Below are 16,978 nucleotides of genomic sequence, written 5' to 3'. Positions count from 1 at the left end.
GCGTTCATCCGCGGAAAGCTGAAGAACCAGGCATCACTGCTGAAGAGCTTCGCCAAGAAGTGGAAGGAAGAAAGGAAGGATCTTTGGGAGGAGTTCCGCAACAGCTCCAGCCAGATCGAGGCGATCATACCACAGCTGGATCTCGTCAAAGGCAGGCTCGATGATGCACGTGAGCAGATCATGGGCCTTGAGGGCAATGCTGGTGAGATATACTGGTGCACCTGGTCCAAGCTCATCCCAGATGGCTGGAGCTTTCCAGGCAGGAAGTATCCAGACGCCAGAGACCCTATAAACTCCCTGCTGAACTTCGGCTACTACCTCCTGGAGCAGGAGGTGTGGGCAGCGACTCTCTATGCAGGCCTCGATCCATATGCAGGATTCCTGCATGCAGATCGCTCCGGACAGGAGAAGCTTGTGTATGATATGATGGAGGAATTCAGGCCGCTGGTTGTGGATCGCGTCGTCGTCTCCCTCGCCCGCACGATGTCTCAGGATCATTTCCAGGAGGACTGCAGAATGACAAAGGATGGCATTAAGATCGCATCATCCGCATTCTACAACCGCCTGGATGAGCGTATCCAGTACCAGGAGAGGAGCCAGCTTATCCGGAACATCATCCGCTCGCAGGCATCCTCCGTCGCCACATTTCTGAGAGGAGAGCGACCTCGCTACGAACCCTTCACGCCGAGATGGTGAATCATGGACACGATCATAATTTACGATATCAGCGACGACCTTCTCAGATCAAGAGTCTCCAGGGTTCTCATGGAATACGGCTGCATGCGCATCCAGAAGAGCGCTTTCTACGGCTTTCTTAACCACAACACCAGAGATAAGCTGCGCCTCCGACTTGAGAAGCTGATGAAGGGCGAGGAGGGGAATATACAGATGTATCCAATGTGCTCCAGGTGCTTCGGCATGAGGGAGAGCATCGGAGAGCTGTACGAGATCGAGGAGGAGAGTGTGAAAATTATTTAGACCTCAGCATTTATGATAACAGTGAGCGATGTGAAGCAGTACCTATACTGCCCGAAGATAATCTACTTCGATCATGTCCTTCACGTGCCAAAACCGCCTGATCAAAAGCTAGACTCAGGCAGAGAGGCACATGAGTCCATCACAGCCAGAGAGAAACGAAGGAAAGGGGCGGTCTTCTACGATCCGGAGCTGGACAGGGCGGAGAAGCTCTTCCGGGTGGAGCTGGCGAGCCAGTCGCTCGGTCTTCGCGGCGTTCTCGACTATCTTGTGAAGACTGAGAGGGAGCTGATACCTGTGGACTACAAATTTGGATACTCGAATAACGGCGCAGCATATCTGAACCACAAGTATCAGCTGGCCGCATACGCGCTTCTCGTCGAGGACTGCTTCAAGACCACCGTCCGCCGGGGGTTTATCCACTACAGCAGAGAGCGCCTGAACGTCCGGATAGATATCACGGATGAGCTGAGGCGCAGGACCATGAAGATGATCATTGAGATCCGGAGGATCGTTGAGGACGAAACGGAACCAACCTGCTCCAGAAATCCGGCCAGATGTACAGACTGCGAATACAGGCGCTACTGTGAATGCGTATAGAGGTGCATGGGAGGAATCAGGTGTATTTCTTCTCCGAAGAAGAACGGAAGTATCTTCTTAAAAAGCTCATACCTGCGGCCAGGGATAGAGGTATAGCAGAGGAGCTGAGGGGCTGGAACTGGTACAGGCCAGAGCTTTCGCCGCCTCATGATATAATCCTGCCGGTATGGGAGATCGCAGATAAGTACTGCGAGACCAGGAGAGATGCTTTCCTGAGACATGTGATGAGGGTTGATGTGCCTCCAAGCGAGGAGATGGTCTCTGGGCGGATATACCATCAGGCGATCGCCGAGCTCTTTTCTGCTGCAAAGAGGCTGATCTATTCACAGGGGCTGGAGGTCTGCACCTCCCTCGCCCAGATACTCATGGAAGGGTTGCCAAAGGCTGTTGAAGAAGCAGAGAAGCAGATGCTAGCTCTTGGCGTAACTGATGCTCCCAGGGATGTTACCGAGAACCTCAGAAAGCTCTGGTCCTTCGAGGTCTCGAGAATAGTCTCTGCGATTTACACATACCTTGGAAAGTACCGATATATAAGTGAGGACTCGCTGATAAACCATGCCCTCCCCTTTGTCGTAGAGCATAAGCTGGACGGCAGATATCTCGGGCTTAGCAGCAACCTCAGCGCAGATGCGATAAACATGGGGGGAATGATGGTCTGCGACCTGAAGACCGGCCAGAGGAGGGACTTCCACAGGCTCTCCGCTACAGGATATGCACTGGTCTATGAGAGCCTGTACGAGGTGCCGATAAACATCGGCTGCACGGTTTACCTGAGCTTTCCCAAGGGTCACCCGACGCCTCACATAGAGAGGGACTTTTTTATCCTCAGCGACGAGCTCAGGCAGTGGTTTGTGGAGGAGAGGGATGGCATCCAGGACATGATATTCTACGAGAGAGATCCCGGAAAGTGCTCTGAAAAGGAGAAATGCAGGTACAGAGATCACTGTCAGTAGCATTAAACATTGCAGCAGAGGCTTGCATCTCCCAGCCCTTCGCAGCTTTTAGATCTCAGAAGCGGTTGCCGGCTTTTCTTGATGGACCATGTCTTTAGGGCCATCACGATCTTAGGTGAATTTCCTTTGGCTGCAGGGTTTTTCTTCCATCACATATCTGCTACCCGACCAGATCACGGGAAAAGCCAAAAGTGAAAACTTCGACCCGTCGCCTTTGATTAGCTCGCACATTCTACCGATTCTGCATCCACCTCCGGTATGCTGCCCCCTGTTTCAGTGCTCGCCTCTGCCGAGCGGAAGACGGTGAGCCCCCTCGCCATCGTGAACTATGCACACGCCTGTCGGCCTCTCCGGTCGGTCTGCAGCCGCAAATCCGGAGAACCTCGATCTGGCCCCCCTCTCCTCCAGTATCTCTGAGATGAGACGCCTCTTCAGCTCCTGGGCAATTTGCAGCGCCTCGTTATCATCCATCTCCATCCCCAGACCCCTGCACTCTGAGACACGGAGCTCATCTCCGTCAAGATAGAAAGGATACGTCCTGCAGATGTCAGGGCGCGCTGGGTATATTCTGCACGATCCTGATGCAGCATCGTAGTAAGCGCAGCCATTTCCGCGGCGCCTGAGCATCCACTCTAGCGTGTGAAAGTTCCCTTCTCTGTCCCAGACGCCGGTCGCCGGAGGCTCGACCACCTCCTGCCACGGCTGGTTTGTATGAGATACGATCCTCCTCACCTCAGAGGGGAAGACCAGTACCTCTGCATCCGGGCCGCTGCAGCAGTCGCCGCAGCGCTGGCACCTGAACCCTATCGCCTTTATCCTCTCAGCCAGCGCCTCAACCGAGATCCCGCTCGCCCTCTTGAGATCGATCATCTCCTGCATATCTCCAGGAAGTTATCGAAGACCTTCTCCCCATGCTCTGTATGGGCGACCTCCGGGTGCCACTGGACGCCGTAAAGCGGCCTGCTTTCGTGACAGATCGCCTCTATCTCGCAGATCGACGAGCGCGCGATGACCCTGAATTCTCTGGGGCAGATCGTCACCTGATCCGCATGCGAGGCCCATGCCATGAACCTCCTCGGGATCCCTCGAAGAATGCCATCCTCATCCAGGACCTCTATCTCGACGTTCGCATATCCGCCGATCCTGCCGGTCTCGACTTTACCCCCGAAGGTCACGGCCATTATCTGCAACCCAAGACATATGCCGAGGACAGGAATATCCAGCATCCGCAGGTACTCTGAGCACCTTCCGGCTCGCTCCATCGATGGTCCCCCGCCGAGGATCATGCCGTCTGCTACGATCTCCTCAACAGGCGTCTCGTTTGATACAATCCTGGTCTCAACCTTCTCTCTTATGCTTCTGTGTATGAGATGATTGAACTGGCCGTAGTTGTTGACCACGAGTATCTTCATCCAGGCTTTACTCTGAGGTTTTGAAGATAACCTTTGTGCTGAAGCTTCCGTTACAGTACGCCGTAATCCCACCCGCAACCGCTAAAAAGCCTGGGGACAACCCAGCTGGCATCATGAGGCCGGTGGTTCTTATAATAATGGACGGCTACGGGATCTCCGAGGAGAGAGAGGGAAATGCGGTCGCAGGCGCCCACAAGCCAAACCTGGACAGGCTCAAGTCCCTTTACCCGCACACGTCTCTTGGCGCATCAGGGCTCGATGTGGGGCTTCCCAGAGGACAGATGGGAAACTCCGAGGTGGGTCACCTGAACCTTGGCGCGGGAAGGATCGTCTACCAGGATTACACGCGCATAAGCCTGGCCATCGAGCAGAACAGGCTGAAGGATATCAAGCAGCTTGTCGACGCGATGGTGCATGCGAGGGACTCGAAGAGAAACCTGCACCTGATGGGCCTGCTCTCAGATGGCGGCGTTCACAGCCACATCACACACCTCTTCGCGCTTCTCGACATGGCAAAGGAGCTTGGGGTCGAGAGGGTTTATGTGCACCCCATACTCGATGGCAGGGACGTTCCACCGAGGAGCGCACTGATCTACGTATCACAGCTCGAGGAGAAGCTCGCCCAGATCGGCATCGGAAGAATCGCCACCATATCCGGGCGCTACTATGCGATGGACAGGGATAAGAGATGGGACCGGACCGAGGCTGCTTACAGGGCCATGACCGAGGGTCTTGGGATGCATGCAGCCAGCGCAGAGGAGGCGGTTCGCACGGGATACGATCGGGGCGAGACCGATGAGTTCCTGAAACCAACTGTGATCGATCCACATGGGCTTGTCCAGGAGGGGGACAGCATAATCTTCTTCAACTTCAGGCCCGATCGCGCGCGCCAGATAACCAGAGCTTTCGTGCAGACCGATTTCAAGGAGTTCGAGCGCAGGTATCTCAGACCGTTTTTCGTCTGCATGACGCAGTATGATGAAAGTATCGACGCTCCTGTCGCGTTTCCGCCAGAGTACCTGAAGGAGACGCTGGGCGAGGTTCTGAGCAGGGCCGGACTCAGGCAGCTCAGGATAGCGGAGACTGAGAAGTACGCGCATGTCACATACTTCTTCAACGGCGGGAGGGAGGAGCCGTTTCCCGGCGAGGACAGGATCCTGATACCATCTCCCAAGATACCGACGTATGATCTGAAGCCTGAGATGTCGGCGCCAGAGGTCACATCCACAGTTGTGGAGCGCATCAGATCCGGGATCTATGATGTTGTGATCATGAACTACGCCAACCCTGACATGGTCGGGCACACCGGTATATACGAAGCTGCTGTGCGTGCTGTTGAGGCCGTCGATCGCGGCGTCGGCACCGTCGTCGGTGAGGTTCTCTCCAGAGGGGGGGTTGCTCTCATAACCTCAGATCATGGGAATGCGGAGAAGATGGTGGAGCGGGGCACAGGAGAGCCACATACCGCGCACACGACCAACAGGGTGCCGTTCATCCTGGTCGGCTGTGATCGCGCCAGGATGCTCAGGGACGACGGGATCCTCGCGGATGTCGCCCCCACAATGCTCGATCTGCTTGGAATGGAAAAACCTGAATCTATGAGCGGCAGCTCACTCATAAAAAGGGATTGAATCAAATGGGTTGATTCTCACTTATGAACGACGTCAGTGACGGTGCCAGTGCCGGTCACGAGAGCTGCATCTCCATTGGTGCCGAACCTGCTGTAGCTCCCTGAGATCGTGTTGTTCTCCTGCACCAGGGTCAGCTTGTAGAGCACATCCTCTCTGTATTTCTCGCCGTCAAACACCTGGATCAGGTCGAGGCGTACATCATCTCCCACAGAGCCCCTGGCCTTGAGCGGAATTGTCGAGTTCCCCTCGATCAGTGTGCCTGTACCGTAAAAGACCGTGCCCACAGGATACAGCAGGAGCTCCACATGTCTGCCGTCAGAGAGGTTCAAGCTCCAGCTTCCGCTCAGGTTGATCTGCGCCCGCTGTTCCACAGTATTGACGCTCTCTGTGGTCCTGTTGGTCTCATTTGCTGCAGAAGCATTGCCCGACTCGCTGGTCGTCTTGACCGGCCCCGGCTCAGGCATTGACATATCTGGCTTTGTCACGGGCTTCGGCATGCCCATGTTCGGCCTCTCAAATCCGACGGGCGTGCCTGTATCAGATCCTATATCATACCCACCAAGCCAGTTCACGCCGCCTGTCCCAGTCGGGCAGCCAGCATGAGCTGCTCCGGCGAGCAGAAAAAGCATGAGCAGAACCGAGATCGGTATTGTGCGCATGCCCTCTACTCATACCCTCCAGGCCTTAAAGCTTGCCATCCGCCGTCCACGCAAATCAACGCAGGCTCATCTCGTGTTATCAGAGACCTGGGTTGATGCGATTTCCGCTGAGCAGTACGGCATCTCCTCCCTGCATATCTGGTACCAGATCAGCTGGGTGAGCCTCAGGAAGATATTAATACGTCTCCACAAAAGAGTCATACCGGGTTGCATCATGATACCTGAGTGGATGAAGAGCGTCAGTCTAACTCACACGGAGTTTGCTCCACCGCCTCCCGCGAGGAAGGACTTCGTCAAAAAGACGATAGATAGCATCATATCCTTCTTCCAGGAGGCGATGACAACTGAAGAGATCTCCTCCAGAAGAGGCCTTCTGCAGAGCCTCGACCCAAGGGTCAAGCTGATCTCGATGCTCTCCCTGATATTCGCAATAAGCATGACGAGAAACCTGGAGATTATAGCTTTATTTTATCTCGCGACGCTGGTTCTTGCATATCTGAGCTCAATAAGTATAGCATTTTTTATAAAAAGAGTGTGGTTGTTCATACCGATCTTCACAGGTGTGATAGCCATTCCGATGACGCTCAACATCTTCCTGCCCGGTGACGTCCTCCTGCCTCTGGTGGATCTCGGCCGGGGCGCGCACATCGGGCCTCTCGCGATTCCGGAGAGCATATACATAACATCTCAGGGCAGCAGGGCAGCGGTTCTCTTCACCCTGCGGGTCGCAGCATGTGTTTCTGCTGTCGTGCTGCTATTTCTCACAACCCCTCAGAAGGTGCTCTTCAAATCCCTGAGATCCATCGGAGTGCCGAAGGTCTACGTTCTCACGCTCGAGATGGCCAACAGGTACATCTTTCTCTTCATGGAGATGATCAGGGATCTCTACATCGCGAAGAGGAGCAGGACGATCAAGAGCAGAGGTACCCTGGCGGAGCAGAGATGGGTCGGCGGGAGGATAGGCTACATGCTTATAAAGGCGCTCGACATGAGCGAGAAGGTCCACATGGCGATGATATCGAGAGGCTTCAGCGGCGATGTCAGGCTCAGCTATGAATTCGCCATGAGGAGCCGCGACTACATCGCTCTCGGGGTCTCGGTGGTGATCAGCATTCTGCTCCTGACGCGCGGGATCGCGAACGCATGAGATGGTTTGATATGAATGTGATATTCGATCTGCAGGATGTATCTTACATCTACAATGGCAGGCTGAAGGCGCTGGAGAACATAAATCTGAGGATCAGCCAGGGAGAGCAGGTCGCGCTTCTGGGCGCCAACGGCTCCGGAAAATCGACGCTCCTTGCAATAATTGATGCTCTCATATACCCAACGTCAGGGAGATACTATGCGTTCGGGACTCAGGTGAATGAGGAGATATTCGGCACGCTCAAAGATAACGAATTCAAGCGTTTCTTCCGCAGCAGGGTTGGATTCGTCTTCCAGAACCCTGATGTTCAGCTCTTCTCATCCACTGTCTTTGACGAGATCGCGTTCGGCCCCCTCCAGCTGGATATGCCGATGGAAGAGGTCAGGGGGAGAGTTGAGGAGCTGATGGAGATGCTCGGCATAACGAAGCTCAGGGACAGGGCGCCTCACACGCTCAGCGGCGGCGAGAAGAAGAAGGTCTGCATAGCATCTGTGCTTGCGACGAACCCGGACGTCCTGCTTCTCGATGAGCCGACCGCTGGACTGGATCCGCGCAGCCAGCTATGGCTGATCGAGCTTCTGGACGAGCTTGCAAGCTGCGGAAAGACCATCATAACAGCAACACACGATCTGGACATCATAGATAAGATAAGCAGGAGAGCAGTTGTCATAGGGGAGAACCACAGGATTGTTGTGGACAGAGATGTCGATGATGTTCTGAACGATATAGATCTGCTCCTGGAGACGAACCTCATTCATGAGCATATGCACCGCCATGGCAGGCTGATCCACAGACATCCGCACACGCACAGAGACGAGCACGCTCACACCCACATTCACGGATGAAGTACAGTCTTCAGCGACCCGCCTGCGTCTCACAAGCTGAACCAAATGCCTGCTGATCTCCTCTGATAACCGCCCCTCACGTGCTTACTCCAAAGAGCGGAGATTGCACCCGAACAGCCCTGTCAAAACGATTTGATACATAGGCTTAGCTTGTCACAAGACGCTTCTGGTAGATCTATCCTGCACCGCCGACCACCGCCTCCTCGATCAGGATGTGTGGCGCACCATCTCCCACCGGCACGACCTGTCCACCCTTTCCGCATCCACCGCTGTTGAACCTGAGATCGTCTGCGACCGCTCTCACTCCCTTAAGGATGCTCAGGGTCTGGCCCGAGAGGGATACATCCCTTATGAGATCGGCGAGCTCTCCGTTCCTCACAAGATAGCCTCTCCTTGCATTGAACTGGAAGATCCCCTCGGCGGTATTGACCTGCCCGCCGCGGCTCCCTATGAGGTATACCCCCTCCCTCATCTCCTCGAGGATCTCCTCGAGGCTCCAGTCGCCGTTGGCCAGGTAGGTGTTTGACATCCTCACTATCGGGCGGTTGTATCCCTGAGCTCTCGCGTTCCGCGGATTTCCACCCAGCCTTCCAGCAGTCTCTCTTGTATGAAGATACGATCTCAGCGTACCGTTCTCAACGAGAACCGTCTCCCTCGCTGCAGAGCCCTCGTCATCGAAGGGATAGTGTCCGTACTCCAGGAGAGAGGGATCGTCCTTCACGGTTACAAGCTCAGAGCCTATCTGCTCTCCGATCCTTCCCTGGAGTATCGACCCGCCCTCGAGAACTATGTCCCCCTCTGCTGCGTGTCCAACTGCTTCGTGTATGAAGACCCCGCCCAGCTCCTGGTCCAGCACGACCGGAAACCTTCCGCCTTTGGGAACCCTCGCGTCCAGCAGATCGAGAGCTGTTCTGGCTGCTCTGCGTGCGAGCTCAAATGGATCCTCCCGCTCGATCAGCTCCAGCCCGCAGACACCAGCCCTTATCTCGCTGCTCGACTGGAGGAGGCCAGCTCTTGTGGCCACAGCGCTTATCCCGAAGCCGGTCCTGGTCACGGAGCTTTTCAGCGATACTCCATCCGAGCTGCTGTACTCTGTCTCAGTGAGAATATCTGTGTAGAAGACACGCGTGCTTGATATCCCGGGGAGCCTCGCCGCCCTCTCTATCTCCCTGACGAGATCTGCCTTCTCCTCAAGGGAGACCGATGAGGGGTCCTTCTTCACCGGCACCCTGCAGCTCACACCCCTCTCGCCCTCAGCCAGCTGCAGTATCTCACGACCGTTGACCGATCTGGCTATCCTCCGGGCCCTCTCTATGCTCCTCTCCAGGTCTTCAATTCTGTCGCTCTTCACAAAGCCCCATGCTCCGTCCACGAGAGCTCTGACGGCCACACCCTGGAATATGCTATCCGAGATCTCCTCGACCTTTGAGTTGTCGACGACTATGCTTATCCTCCGGCCCCTGACGATTCTGGTATCGAAGAACTCCATGCAGATCACTAGAGTATGCTCATCGCTGGACTCGGAATGCCATCAGGCAGGGATATCCCTATCTTCTTCTCCGTCGCGAACCTCTTGAGCTTCTCGAGGAGCTTGGACCTCTGCCCGGCCAGGCTGTACTCGAAGACCTCGCTGATATTGGACACAGGTATGATCTCTATCTTGTCTCTTATGGACTCGTCCACAAGCACATCGCCCATGTTGGATCTGGGTATCAGCACGGTCTTTATCCCAGCCTGGGCCGCAGCCTCTATCTTCTGTGTTACCCCGCCAACAGGAAGCACATCTCCTCTTACAGAGAGCGAGCCGGTCATCGCGACGCTCTGCTTCACGGGTATTCCCTCAAGAGCAGAGACGACCGCTGTGGCTATCGATATCGATGCGCTGTCGCCCTCAACGCCCTCGTATGTGCCGATGAACTGGATATGGACATCCTTTGTTGTTATGTCCTCGCCCTGTAACTTCTTGATCAGAGCTGAGACGTTTGTCACGGCCTCCTTCGCGATCTCCTGAAGCCTGCCGGTCGCGATCACCCGCCCCTCCTCCTTGGACTGGGCGGGCGTGACCTCTGCCATTATGGGCAGTACTATGCCAGAGTCGCCGATGACAGCGAGACCGTTCACCCTTCCGATCTCGTCTCCGGAGCTCTTGTACATGCTGTACTCCTTTCTCCTCTCGAGATACCTGTCGGCCATCTGCTGCTCGAGAGATCTCGCCATCCTCTTGGCCTCTATGACATGCCTGGCCTCGGTCAGCGGCGCGCCCTCAGACCTCGCGATGTCGCCGGCGACGCGTATCAGCCCTCCGAGGTCTCTGAGCATCAGTGTCAGATGCCCCTTTCTGCCGGAACGCCTCTTCGCCTCTCTGATTATCTCAGCAACCGCATCCCTCGTGAAGTGAGGGATCTTCCCGTCCCGCACGACCTCCTGGGCCACGAACCTTATCAGCTTGTCCCTGTTCTCCACAGTATCCTCCATCGTGTCCCTCATGTAGACCTCGTAGCCGTAGCCCTTGATGCGGGACCTGAGCGCGGGATGCATTCCCTGCACAGCATCCAGGTTCCCCGCGACGACCATTATGAAGCTGCATGGCACCGGCTCTGTACGGACGAGCGCTCCTGAGGACCTCTCGCTCTGCCCTGTTATCGGGTAAGCGCCCTCCTGGAGGGCTGTGAGAAGGCTCTGCTGCGACTCCAGTCTGAGCGTGTTGATCTCATCTATGAACAGCACACCCTTGTGCGCCCTGTGGATCGCGCCGCACTCTACCCTCTCATGGCTCGGGGTCTCGAGGCCGCCTGACTGGAACGGGTCGTGCCTCACATCGCCGAGCAGCGCTCCTGCGTGCGCACCTGTTGCATCAACGAATGGAGCGGTCTTCTTGCCGCTGTTATCCACCAGAAGCTTTGGTATGAACACATCCTCTTTCGGTATGAGATACCTCATCGAAAGAAAGATCAGTGCTGCTGCGATTATCCCGAAGAGGAGCTGGCCGGTGTAGTAAGCGTAGACTATCAGCCCCATGACGATGAGCATGAAGAACATGTTCCTGGTCTGGACCTTCTTCCTGGCCTCCATCTTGTGCGCATCCACGATCTGCCTGCCTCGACCTGCAGGCACAACCCTGATGCGCGGGTTGTTGTTGTCCTCCGGGTTGTGATAGACCAGGATATCCTGCAACTCCTCCACCGGAAGAAGCTCGCTCATGGCCTTTCCCAGCATCGACTTGCCTGTGCCGGGCGAGCCGATGAGCATCACATGGCGGCGCTGGTGTGCCGCCTTCTTTATCACCTCCACAGCCTCCTCTTGGCCTATGACCTGGTCTATAAGGCTCTCAGGGACTGTGATGCTGCTCGTATCCTCGAACTGTATGCTGCCAAGCAACTCGTTCGGTTCTTCCATACTCAATATCTGCCCTCTAAATCTGATCGTTATCCTTCTGATCTATATATTTGATGCTTGCCTCATGCTGGCGTCCTGCATATTCCCGCAGGGTGAGAGTTCTGCGGAGCAGGGGGCTATGTGCCCGATTCGATGAGTGGCATTTCCGGTAACGACATCGTGTGCAAAATACCATATGAGTCATGGTACCATACGAGTCATGGGTCACATGCTGCTCACTACAATAGGGAGTACAGAACACACTCATTTTTATCCTTATGGAAGCAGAGAAAACCCATACGCCATCATGTTGCAGAAGCCGCCGATGGGATTCGAACCCATGAACTGCTGATATCCCGGAGCAGATGCTCATACGAATCAGCCGCTCTAACCGGGCTAAGCCACGGCGGCACAAGAGGGTGTTGAGGCAGATCCTGATTTAAGCGTTGCGATCGGCAGAGGATGTCTGTCCGATGGACTGAAACTGGATCGAGATCATAACGCAGCGTTGAACATACTCACCCTCAGACTGAGGGATAGAGCCTGTGGAGATGCTGGATAACCGGATCTGTGAAACCTTCGACGTCTCTTGACTGCATCGATAGGGCTTCGACAAAGTCGAAGCGCAGGAAGCCCCGCTCTTAGGGCGGGAGGAAGTCACGGACGCAATCCGGGCTCTCAAGGAGCCGGGCTGGGCGGACTCAGGATCCCCCATCTCCGGTCCCGACCCTGTCCAGGATCGCCTTGAACTCTTCCCACAGCTCTATGGGTATGCGCACGCCGTTCTTCGACCATCCAGTATATCTCTCAGAGGTCAGATACTCCCTGATGTCCACGCCCACAGATCCCCTGAACTCCGTCTTCCTGATCACCACCTCTGTGCTCTCATTCTTTCTGATCCTCCCGATCTCCTCCTCCACCACATTCACCTCCCAGACCCAAATCTCCGCTCCTGCTAAATACTTTGTGCGCCCACAGAATGAGAAACCTGCGAGATGTGAGTATGGACAGAGCACTCTTCGAGATGGAGTACATAAAGTGGATAAGATACGTTGCAGGAAAGGTCGGCAGCAGGATTGCATGCCTGTCAAAGCCTGAGAGGGATCGTCTCCTGAGCGAGTACAGGAGGCTCGAGGATCCCCTGGAGGTGTTTCGCGAACTGTCCAGCATCGATCGTGTGAGGGGTCTGCAATGCGAGGACACGGACAAGCACATATTTTTGGAGACAGATACGATCAACTTCTTCCCATCGCTTGGTGAAAGGAGCAACGCGCTCGACTTCTCGATCTCGATGAGCAGGCGCATGTACTACAGAGGCCTGTGGTTCTCGATGATATCTCTGAACAAGAGCTATGCAGAGAGGGCGACGGAGAAGATGCTTCTCTTCACACTGGAGCACGAGCTAGAGGTGGCCAGGATATTCGAGGATATAACAAGGGATTCAGGCTCAGAGATCAGGACGTACGATTCAGAGCGTATCGGAAAACTGAACATAACCCCGGATGATCTGAGGGAGGACGAGAGGCTATTTCTTGAGCTGATCGAGACGCAGCCCCTGCTGCCCAGGCCGTACTCGGAGATGGCCCTGCTCCTGTACCTTGAGGAGAACTTCTCGATCCTGAGAGGCTTTGGTACGCCAAGCACCACTGCGGATGAGGAGGCGTTCGGCGCAGGCCTCTACGAGGAGTTCATAGGCTGGAAGGGTTTCACACATAACAGCTACAGGATATTCGTCTCTGAGATAAGAAGCAAGATAAGAGATGCATACGCAGGCTATGCCTGAGAGCTTTTCGTGAAGTATTTATATAGTGTATGCTGTAGGGTGCATCATCGATACTCGAGGAGATCCAAAATTGCCAAAACCGGAAGTTAACATAGGCATGGTCGGCCATGTGGACCATGGGAAGACCACACTGGTCAGGGCACTGTCCGGCGTATGGACCGATCAGCACAGCGAGGAGATAAAGAGAGGCATATCGATAAGGCTTGGCTATGCCGATGCTACCTTCAGGAAGTGCCCGAGTTGCCCTGCACCCGACTGCTACACAGTGGACGAGATATGCAAGCACTGTGGATCCCCCACCACCGTTCTCAGGACGGTCTCCTTTGTGGACTCACCGGGGCACGAGACGCTTATGGCCACAATGCTCTGCGGGGCTGCGATAATGGATGGGGCTGTCCTGGTGATAGCAGCCAACGAGCCATGCCCCCAGCCCCAGACGAAAGAGCATCTGATGGCCCTGAACATAACGGGGATAGACAGGATAGTAATAGTGCAGAACAAGATAGACCTCATCTCGAAGGAGGAGGTGCTGGAGCACTACAGGCAGATAAAGGCATTTGTCAAGGGCACTGTTGCTGAGAACGCTCCTGTGGTTCCGATATCGGCCCAGCAGAACATAAACATAGACATGGTGATCCAGGCGATAGAGGAGCACATCCCCACGCCGTCGAGGGACACCAGGAAGCCGCCGTTGCTCAAGATAGCGAGATCGTTCGATGTCAATCGCCCCGGAGCCGCGGTCGAGAACCTTGTTGGCGGGGTGGTCGGCGGCTCCCTGAGCCAGGGGGTGCTTCGGAAGGGCGACAAGCTGGAGATAGTCCCTGGAAGGCTCGTTGAGGCAGAGGGCAAGAAGCAGTGGGTTCCGATACAGACCAAGGTGACGAACCTGAGGGCAGGCGGCGAGGACGTCGCAGAGGTCACTCCGGGTGGCCTGATCGGCGTCGGAACAAATCTCGACCCCGCGATAACGAAGAGCGATAATCTGGTTGGGCAGGTCGCGGGCGCCCCTGGAAAGCTTCCTCCTGTGTGGCACAGCTTCGTCATGGACATGAAGCTCCTGGACAGGGTGGTTGGATCCACAGAGGAGGCTGCTGTTGAGCCGATACACACAAGCGAGCCGCTGATGCTCAACGTGGGCACAGCTACGACTGTGGGAGTTGTCACAAGCGCGAGGGAGAGCGGCCAGGTCCAGGTGCAGCTCAAGAGGCCTGTCTGCGCGGAGGTTGGTGACAGGGTCGCGGTCAGCAGACGCATCGGGGCCAGATGGCGCCTGATCGGCGTCGGAACCATAGTCTCCTAGAGGTAGAGGGTGCTTGAAGGTCCTCCTGGATACAAACGCGCTGATGATGCCGGAGCAGTTCGGAGTTGATATATTCTCGGAGCTCGAGAGGCTGGGGTACTTCGAGTACCTTGTGCCAACAGCTGTGATCGGGGAGCTAAGGGCGATCTCCAAGCTCGCAGAGAGGGGGAAAGACAGACGCGCCGCGAATGTCGCGCTCGGCCTGCTCTCCAGATGCAGAATTATTGATGCAGATGGTGAGGCGGATGACGTCCTGGAGAGGCTCGCATCCGAGACCGGAGCTGCCGTGCTCACGGGAGATAAGGAACTCAGGAAAAGGTTATCTAAGAGAGGCATCACGGTTATCTACCTGCGCCAGAGCCAGTACCTCGAGATCGATGCGCAGGGGAGGTTCTGATGTACAGAAGGATGAAGCTTGAGGGTGTGGTGAGGATACCCCCGGAGGATATGGGCAACCCCTTGAATGCCGCGGTTGAGATGGCCCTCAGGACCAAGTATGAGGCAAGGGTCGACAGGACGCTGGGCGCCATAGTGGCCATACTAGGCGTTGACAGCATAGGAGAGGGTCGCATAATAGCTGGCGACGGCGCTGTGTATTACGATGTCGTCTTCGATGCGATAGTCTTCAAGCCCGAGATGCAGGAGGTTGTAGAGGGGGAGGTCGTCGAGATAGTCAAGTTCGGCGCGTTCGTGAGCATAGGGCCGTTCGATGGTCTGCTCCACGTGAGCCAGATAACAGATGAGTACATGGCATATGATGAGAAGAACGCCAGGCTTGTGAGCAAGGACACGAACAAGTTCCTGGCTGAGGGAGACAGGGTCCGCGCGAGGATAATTGCTGTGAGCCTGAACGAGAAGGATCCGAGGGGAAGCAAGATCGGGCTCACAATGCGCCAGACAGGCTTGGGAAAGATCGAGTGGCTCGAGGCCCTGCGGCGCGGCGAGACACAGGAGGCAAAGGAGCCTGTGAAGAAGGCCGAGAGCGCTGAGCAGAAGGCGGAGGCTGAATGACCGAGCAGGCATGTCGTGAGTGCCACAGGATCGTGGAGGGGCTGGTCTGCCCGATCTGCGGATCGTCCTCGCTGAGCAAGGACTGGGCCGGATATGTGGTGGTCATAGATCCGAAGGGCTCTGAGGTTGCCACAAAGCTGGGCATAACGCTGCCCGGAAGATACGCTCTGAAGGTGCGATAGCTTGAGACTTCTTTTACTTCCTGAGGAGATGCGCGATGAGCTGAAGGAGCCGCTTGGCATCCTCTACCGATGTCACGGCGTCGAGTGCGTCGAGAGGATGGCAGAGCATCTTAGAGGCGCGAAGAGGCTTATCGCGGTTGGGGACATAACCACGTTCTACATCCTCAAGGCGTCCTTCACGCCGGACCTGATGATAGTCGATCACAAGACAAAGAGGTCTCCTGTCGAGGACAGCATCAAGCGTAGGCATCTCGAGGGAAGCTACAGGGTTGTGACTGTCGAGAATCCGCCCGGGACCCTCACGGATGAGCTTCTGGACGCGGTCCGCGAATCGCTTAACGGATGCACACCCACAGAGATCATAGTAGATGGGGAGGAGGACCTGGCAGCCCTGCCCGCCATCCTCTACGCGCCAGTTGGATCTGCTGTCGTCTACGGCCAGCCGTCTGTGGGAAGTGTTCTTGTCATGGTCACACCTGAGAAGAAGAACGAGATCGAAGGCATTCTTAAGAGAATGATCGTTAAAGAAAAGGTTTAAGAGATGTGGAGGAAGGTGATCCGATTATGGATATAGAGATCTTGAGCGAGCGCGAGAATCCGTTGCTGAAGAGGCGGGAGATCGTGCTTAGGGTTGTGCACAGTGAGGGTTCTACGCCAACACGGAAGAGCGTCCTGGAGAGGCTTGCAGCAATCAAGGACTCAAAGCCGGGACTGGTTGTCATAAGAAAGATGAACAGCATCTTTGGGAAGAGGGAGAGCATAGCCCATGCGAGGATATACGAGAGCGAGGAGCGCATGAGGCAGGTGGAGAACCCGCATATAGTTAAGAGGAACGTCCCCTCAGAGCAGAAGGAGGCCAGCTAGATGGCTGTGCACAGGTATTATCAGCTCAGCGGGGAGACGATAAAGGCCCGAAAGCCCGTATGTCCGAGGTGCGGGAACGGCGTCTTTCTCGCGGAGCACAAGGACAGGATGAGCTGCGGCAGGTGCGGCTACACCGAGTTCAAAAAGTGAAGGTTCAGGGCGACGCAAAGGCGGAGCGCATAAGGACGCTCCCCACGGTTCTGCCTGGTCTTCTGCTTTAACCAATCTGGCCTTTGATGAA

General features: G+C 55.7%; 21 protein-coding genes and 1 tRNA gene. 15 read left to right on the top strand and 7 right to left on the bottom strand.

Going from position 1 to position 16,978, the window contains the following annotated elements; all coding sequences use genetic code 11:
• The 4 genes from cas1 to cas4a all read left to right on the top strand — a co-directional run.
• A partial coding sequence (gene cas1, locus NQU42_RS05045) for a CRISPR-associated endonuclease Cas1 (RefSeq protein ID WP_296609574.1) occupies nucleotides 1-696 on the top strand: 696 nt, incomplete at its 5' end.
• Between the two features lie 3 nt (nucleotides 697-699).
• Nucleotides 700-978: a CRISPR-associated endonuclease Cas2 gene (gene cas2, locus NQU42_RS05040; RefSeq protein ID WP_296609572.1), complete on the top strand. Its 279-nt coding sequence runs from the start codon at nucleotides 700-702 to the stop codon at nucleotides 976-978.
• 12 nt (nucleotides 979-990) lie between these two features.
• A complete protein-coding gene (gene cas4, locus NQU42_RS05035) occupies nucleotides 991-1,575 on the top strand; it encodes a CRISPR-associated protein Cas4 (RefSeq protein ID WP_296609570.1) in 585 nt (194 codons plus the stop codon).
• Nucleotides 1,576-1,595: 20 nt separating this feature from the next.
• Nucleotides 1,596-2,528 carry a type I-A CRISPR-associated protein Cas4/Csa1 gene (cas4a, locus tag NQU42_RS05030; RefSeq protein WP_296609568.1) on the top strand — a complete coding sequence of 311 codons (933 nt, stop codon included), beginning with the start codon at nucleotides 1,596-1,598 and terminating at the stop codon, nucleotides 2,526-2,528.
• Nucleotides 2,529-2,801: 273 nt separating this feature from the next.
• Here the strand turns inward: cas4a and NQU42_RS05025 are convergent, their stop codons facing one another.
• A complete protein-coding gene (locus tag NQU42_RS05025) occupies nucleotides 2,802-3,407 on the bottom strand; it encodes a YkgJ family cysteine cluster protein (protein WP_296609567.1) in 606 nt (201 codons plus the stop codon).
• Entirely contained in the window at nucleotides 3,395-3,940 is a 546-nt protein-coding gene (locus NQU42_RS05020; protein WP_296609565.1) for a GMP synthase subunit A, read from the bottom strand. Before NQU42_RS05020 ends, NQU42_RS05025 begins: the two co-directional genes overlap by 13 nt.
• 113 nt (nucleotides 3,941-4,053) lie before the next feature.
• Here NQU42_RS05020 and gpmI point away from each other — a divergent pair, with 113 nt between their 5' ends.
• Nucleotides 4,054-5,571, top strand: coding sequence for a 2,3-bisphosphoglycerate-independent phosphoglycerate mutase (gpmI, locus tag NQU42_RS05015; protein WP_366070149.1), 1,518 nt, complete (start codon nucleotides 4,054-4,056; stop codon nucleotides 5,569-5,571).
• A 17-nt stretch (nucleotides 5,572-5,588) separates the two neighbouring features.
• Here gpmI and NQU42_RS05010 read toward each other — a convergent pair whose 3' ends face one another.
• Nucleotides 5,589-6,230: a hypothetical protein gene (locus NQU42_RS05010; RefSeq protein WP_296609561.1), complete on the bottom strand. Its 642-nt coding sequence runs from the start codon at nucleotides 6,228-6,230 to the stop codon at nucleotides 5,589-5,591.
• A 73-nt stretch (nucleotides 6,231-6,303) separates the two neighbouring features.
• On the opposite strand from NQU42_RS05010, the gene cbiQ reads away from it, so the two are divergent.
• Both cbiQ and NQU42_RS05000 read left to right on the top strand, forming a co-directional pair.
• Nucleotides 6,304-7,377 carry a cobalt ECF transporter T component CbiQ gene (cbiQ, locus tag NQU42_RS05005; RefSeq protein ID WP_296609559.1) on the top strand — a complete coding sequence of 358 codons (1,074 nt, stop codon included), beginning with the start codon at nucleotides 6,304-6,306 and terminating at the stop codon, nucleotides 7,375-7,377.
• Between the two features lie 11 nt (nucleotides 7,378-7,388).
• Entirely contained in the window at nucleotides 7,389-8,222 is an 834-nt protein-coding gene (locus NQU42_RS05000) for an ABC transporter ATP-binding protein (protein WP_366070147.1), read from the top strand.
• A 175-nt stretch (nucleotides 8,223-8,397) separates the two neighbouring features.
• Here NQU42_RS05000 and NQU42_RS04995 read toward each other — a convergent pair whose 3' ends face one another.
• The 4 genes from NQU42_RS04995 to NQU42_RS04980 all read right to left on the bottom strand — a co-directional run bounded on the left by NQU42_RS04995 (nucleotide 8,398) and on the right by NQU42_RS04980 (nucleotide 12,526).
• Nucleotides 8,398-9,711 carry a TldD/PmbA family protein gene (locus tag NQU42_RS04995; RefSeq protein ID WP_296609555.1) on the bottom strand — a complete coding sequence of 438 codons (1,314 nt, stop codon included), beginning with the start codon at nucleotides 9,709-9,711 and terminating at the stop codon, nucleotides 8,398-8,400.
• 8 nt (nucleotides 9,712-9,719) lie between these two features.
• Complete coding sequence (gene lonB, locus NQU42_RS04990) at nucleotides 9,720-11,618, bottom strand: ATP-dependent protease LonB (RefSeq protein WP_296609553.1); 1,899 nt, start codon at nucleotides 11,616-11,618, stop codon at nucleotides 9,720-9,722.
• A gap of 296 nt (nucleotides 11,619-11,914) precedes the next feature.
• Nucleotides 11,915-12,008: transfer RNA gene (locus NQU42_RS04985), tRNA-Thr, on the bottom strand.
• Between the two features lie 290 nt (nucleotides 12,009-12,298).
• Nucleotides 12,299-12,526, bottom strand: coding sequence for a PC4/YdbC family ssDNA-binding protein (locus NQU42_RS04980; RefSeq protein WP_296609551.1), 228 nt, complete (start codon nucleotides 12,524-12,526; stop codon nucleotides 12,299-12,301).
• A 74-nt stretch (nucleotides 12,527-12,600) separates the two neighbouring features.
• Between NQU42_RS04980 and NQU42_RS04975 the strand changes: the two genes are divergently transcribed.
• The 8 genes from NQU42_RS04975 (at nucleotide 12,601) to NQU42_RS04940 (ending at nucleotide 16,887) form a co-directional block, all read left to right on the top strand.
• On the top strand, nucleotides 12,601-13,380 hold the full coding sequence (locus NQU42_RS04975; protein ID WP_296609550.1) for a hypothetical protein: 780 nt from the start codon (nucleotides 12,601-12,603) through the stop codon (nucleotides 13,378-13,380).
• A 70-nt stretch (nucleotides 13,381-13,450) separates the two neighbouring features.
• Entirely contained in the window at nucleotides 13,451-14,680 is a 1,230-nt protein-coding gene (locus NQU42_RS04970) for a translation initiation factor IF-2 subunit gamma (RefSeq protein WP_296609548.1), read from the top strand.
• 13 nt (nucleotides 14,681-14,693) lie between these two features.
• Nucleotides 14,694-15,077 (top strand): PIN domain-containing protein, encoded by a 384-nt coding sequence (locus tag NQU42_RS04965; protein WP_296609547.1) that lies wholly within the window; start codon nucleotides 14,694-14,696, stop codon nucleotides 15,075-15,077.
• Nucleotides 15,077-15,691 (top strand): DNA-directed RNA polymerase, encoded by a 615-nt coding sequence (locus NQU42_RS04960; protein ID WP_296609545.1) that lies wholly within the window; start codon nucleotides 15,077-15,079, stop codon nucleotides 15,689-15,691. Before NQU42_RS04965 ends, NQU42_RS04960 begins: the two co-directional genes overlap by 1 nt.
• The gene (spt4, locus tag NQU42_RS04955) at nucleotides 15,688-15,873 is read left to right on the top strand and encodes a transcription elongation factor subunit Spt4 (RefSeq protein ID WP_296609543.1); all 186 of its coding nucleotides are present in this window, start codon (nucleotides 15,688-15,690) and stop codon (nucleotides 15,871-15,873) included. Before NQU42_RS04960 ends, spt4 begins: the two co-directional genes overlap by 4 nt.
• A gap of 1 nt (nucleotide 15,874) precedes the next feature.
• On the top strand, nucleotides 15,875-16,411 hold the full coding sequence (locus tag NQU42_RS04950) for a GTP-dependent dephospho-CoA kinase family protein (protein ID WP_296609542.1): 537 nt from the start codon (nucleotides 15,875-15,877) through the stop codon (nucleotides 16,409-16,411).
• A 26-nt stretch (nucleotides 16,412-16,437) separates the two neighbouring features.
• The gene (gene rps24e / locus NQU42_RS04945; RefSeq protein WP_296609541.1) at nucleotides 16,438-16,737 is read left to right on the top strand and encodes a 30S ribosomal protein S24e; all 300 of its coding nucleotides are present in this window, start codon (nucleotides 16,438-16,440) and stop codon (nucleotides 16,735-16,737) included.
• On the top strand, nucleotides 16,738-16,887 hold the full coding sequence (locus tag NQU42_RS04940; protein WP_296609538.1) for a 30S ribosomal protein S27ae: 150 nt from the start codon (nucleotides 16,738-16,740) through the stop codon (nucleotides 16,885-16,887). It begins immediately after the preceding gene.
• The last annotated feature ends 91 nt before the right edge of the window (nucleotides 16,888-16,978 follow it).

This window comes from Methanothrix sp. (assembly GCF_024518575.1).
Lineage (GTDB): Archaea > Halobacteriota > Methanosarcinia > Methanotrichales > Methanotrichaceae > Methanothrix_B.
The sequence above is the reverse complement of the archived record's forward strand: the minus strand, read 5'-3'. Positions and strand labels throughout refer to the sequence as shown.

Bases quoted from the DNA above. Each gene is read 5' to 3' on its own strand.
- cas2 (WP_296609572.1), top strand. From the start codon at position 700: ATGGACACGATCATAATTTACGATATCAGCGACGACCTTCTCAGATCA.
- cas4 (WP_296609570.1), top strand. From the start codon at position 991: ATGATAACAGTGAGCGATGTGAAGCAGTACCTATACTGCCCGAAGATA.
- NQU42_RS05025 (WP_296609567.1), bottom strand. From the start codon at position 3,407: ATGCAGGAGATGATCGATCTCAAGAGGGCGAGCGGGATCTCGGTTGAG.
- NQU42_RS05020 (WP_296609565.1), bottom strand. From the start codon at position 3,940: ATGAAGATACTCGTGGTCAACAACTACGGCCAGTTCAATCATCTCATA.
- gpmI (WP_366070149.1), top strand. From the start codon at position 4,054: ATGAGGCCGGTGGTTCTTATAATAATGGACGGCTACGGGATCTCCGAG.
- NQU42_RS05010 (WP_296609561.1), bottom strand. From the start codon at position 6,230: ATGCGCACAATACCGATCTCGGTTCTGCTCATGCTTTTTCTGCTCGCC.
- NQU42_RS05000 (WP_366070147.1), top strand. From the start codon at position 7,389: ATGAATGTGATATTCGATCTGCAGGATGTATCTTACATCTACAATGGC.
- NQU42_RS04995 (WP_296609555.1), bottom strand. From the start codon at position 9,711: ATGGAGTTCTTCGATACCAGAATCGTCAGGGGCCGGAGGATAAGCATA.
- lonB (WP_296609553.1), bottom strand. From the start codon at position 11,618: ATGGAAGAACCGAACGAGTTGCTTGGCAGCATACAGTTCGAGGATACG.
- NQU42_RS04975 (WP_296609550.1), top strand. From the start codon at position 12,601: ATGGACAGAGCACTCTTCGAGATGGAGTACATAAAGTGGATAAGATAC.
- NQU42_RS04960 (WP_296609545.1), top strand. From the start codon at position 15,077: ATGTACAGAAGGATGAAGCTTGAGGGTGTGGTGAGGATACCCCCGGAG.
- spt4 (WP_296609543.1), top strand. From the start codon at position 15,688: ATGACCGAGCAGGCATGTCGTGAGTGCCACAGGATCGTGGAGGGGCTG.
- rps24e (WP_296609541.1), top strand. From the start codon at position 16,438: ATGGATATAGAGATCTTGAGCGAGCGCGAGAATCCGTTGCTGAAGAGG.
- NQU42_RS04940 (WP_296609538.1), top strand. From the start codon at position 16,738: ATGGCTGTGCACAGGTATTATCAGCTCAGCGGGGAGACGATAAAGGCC.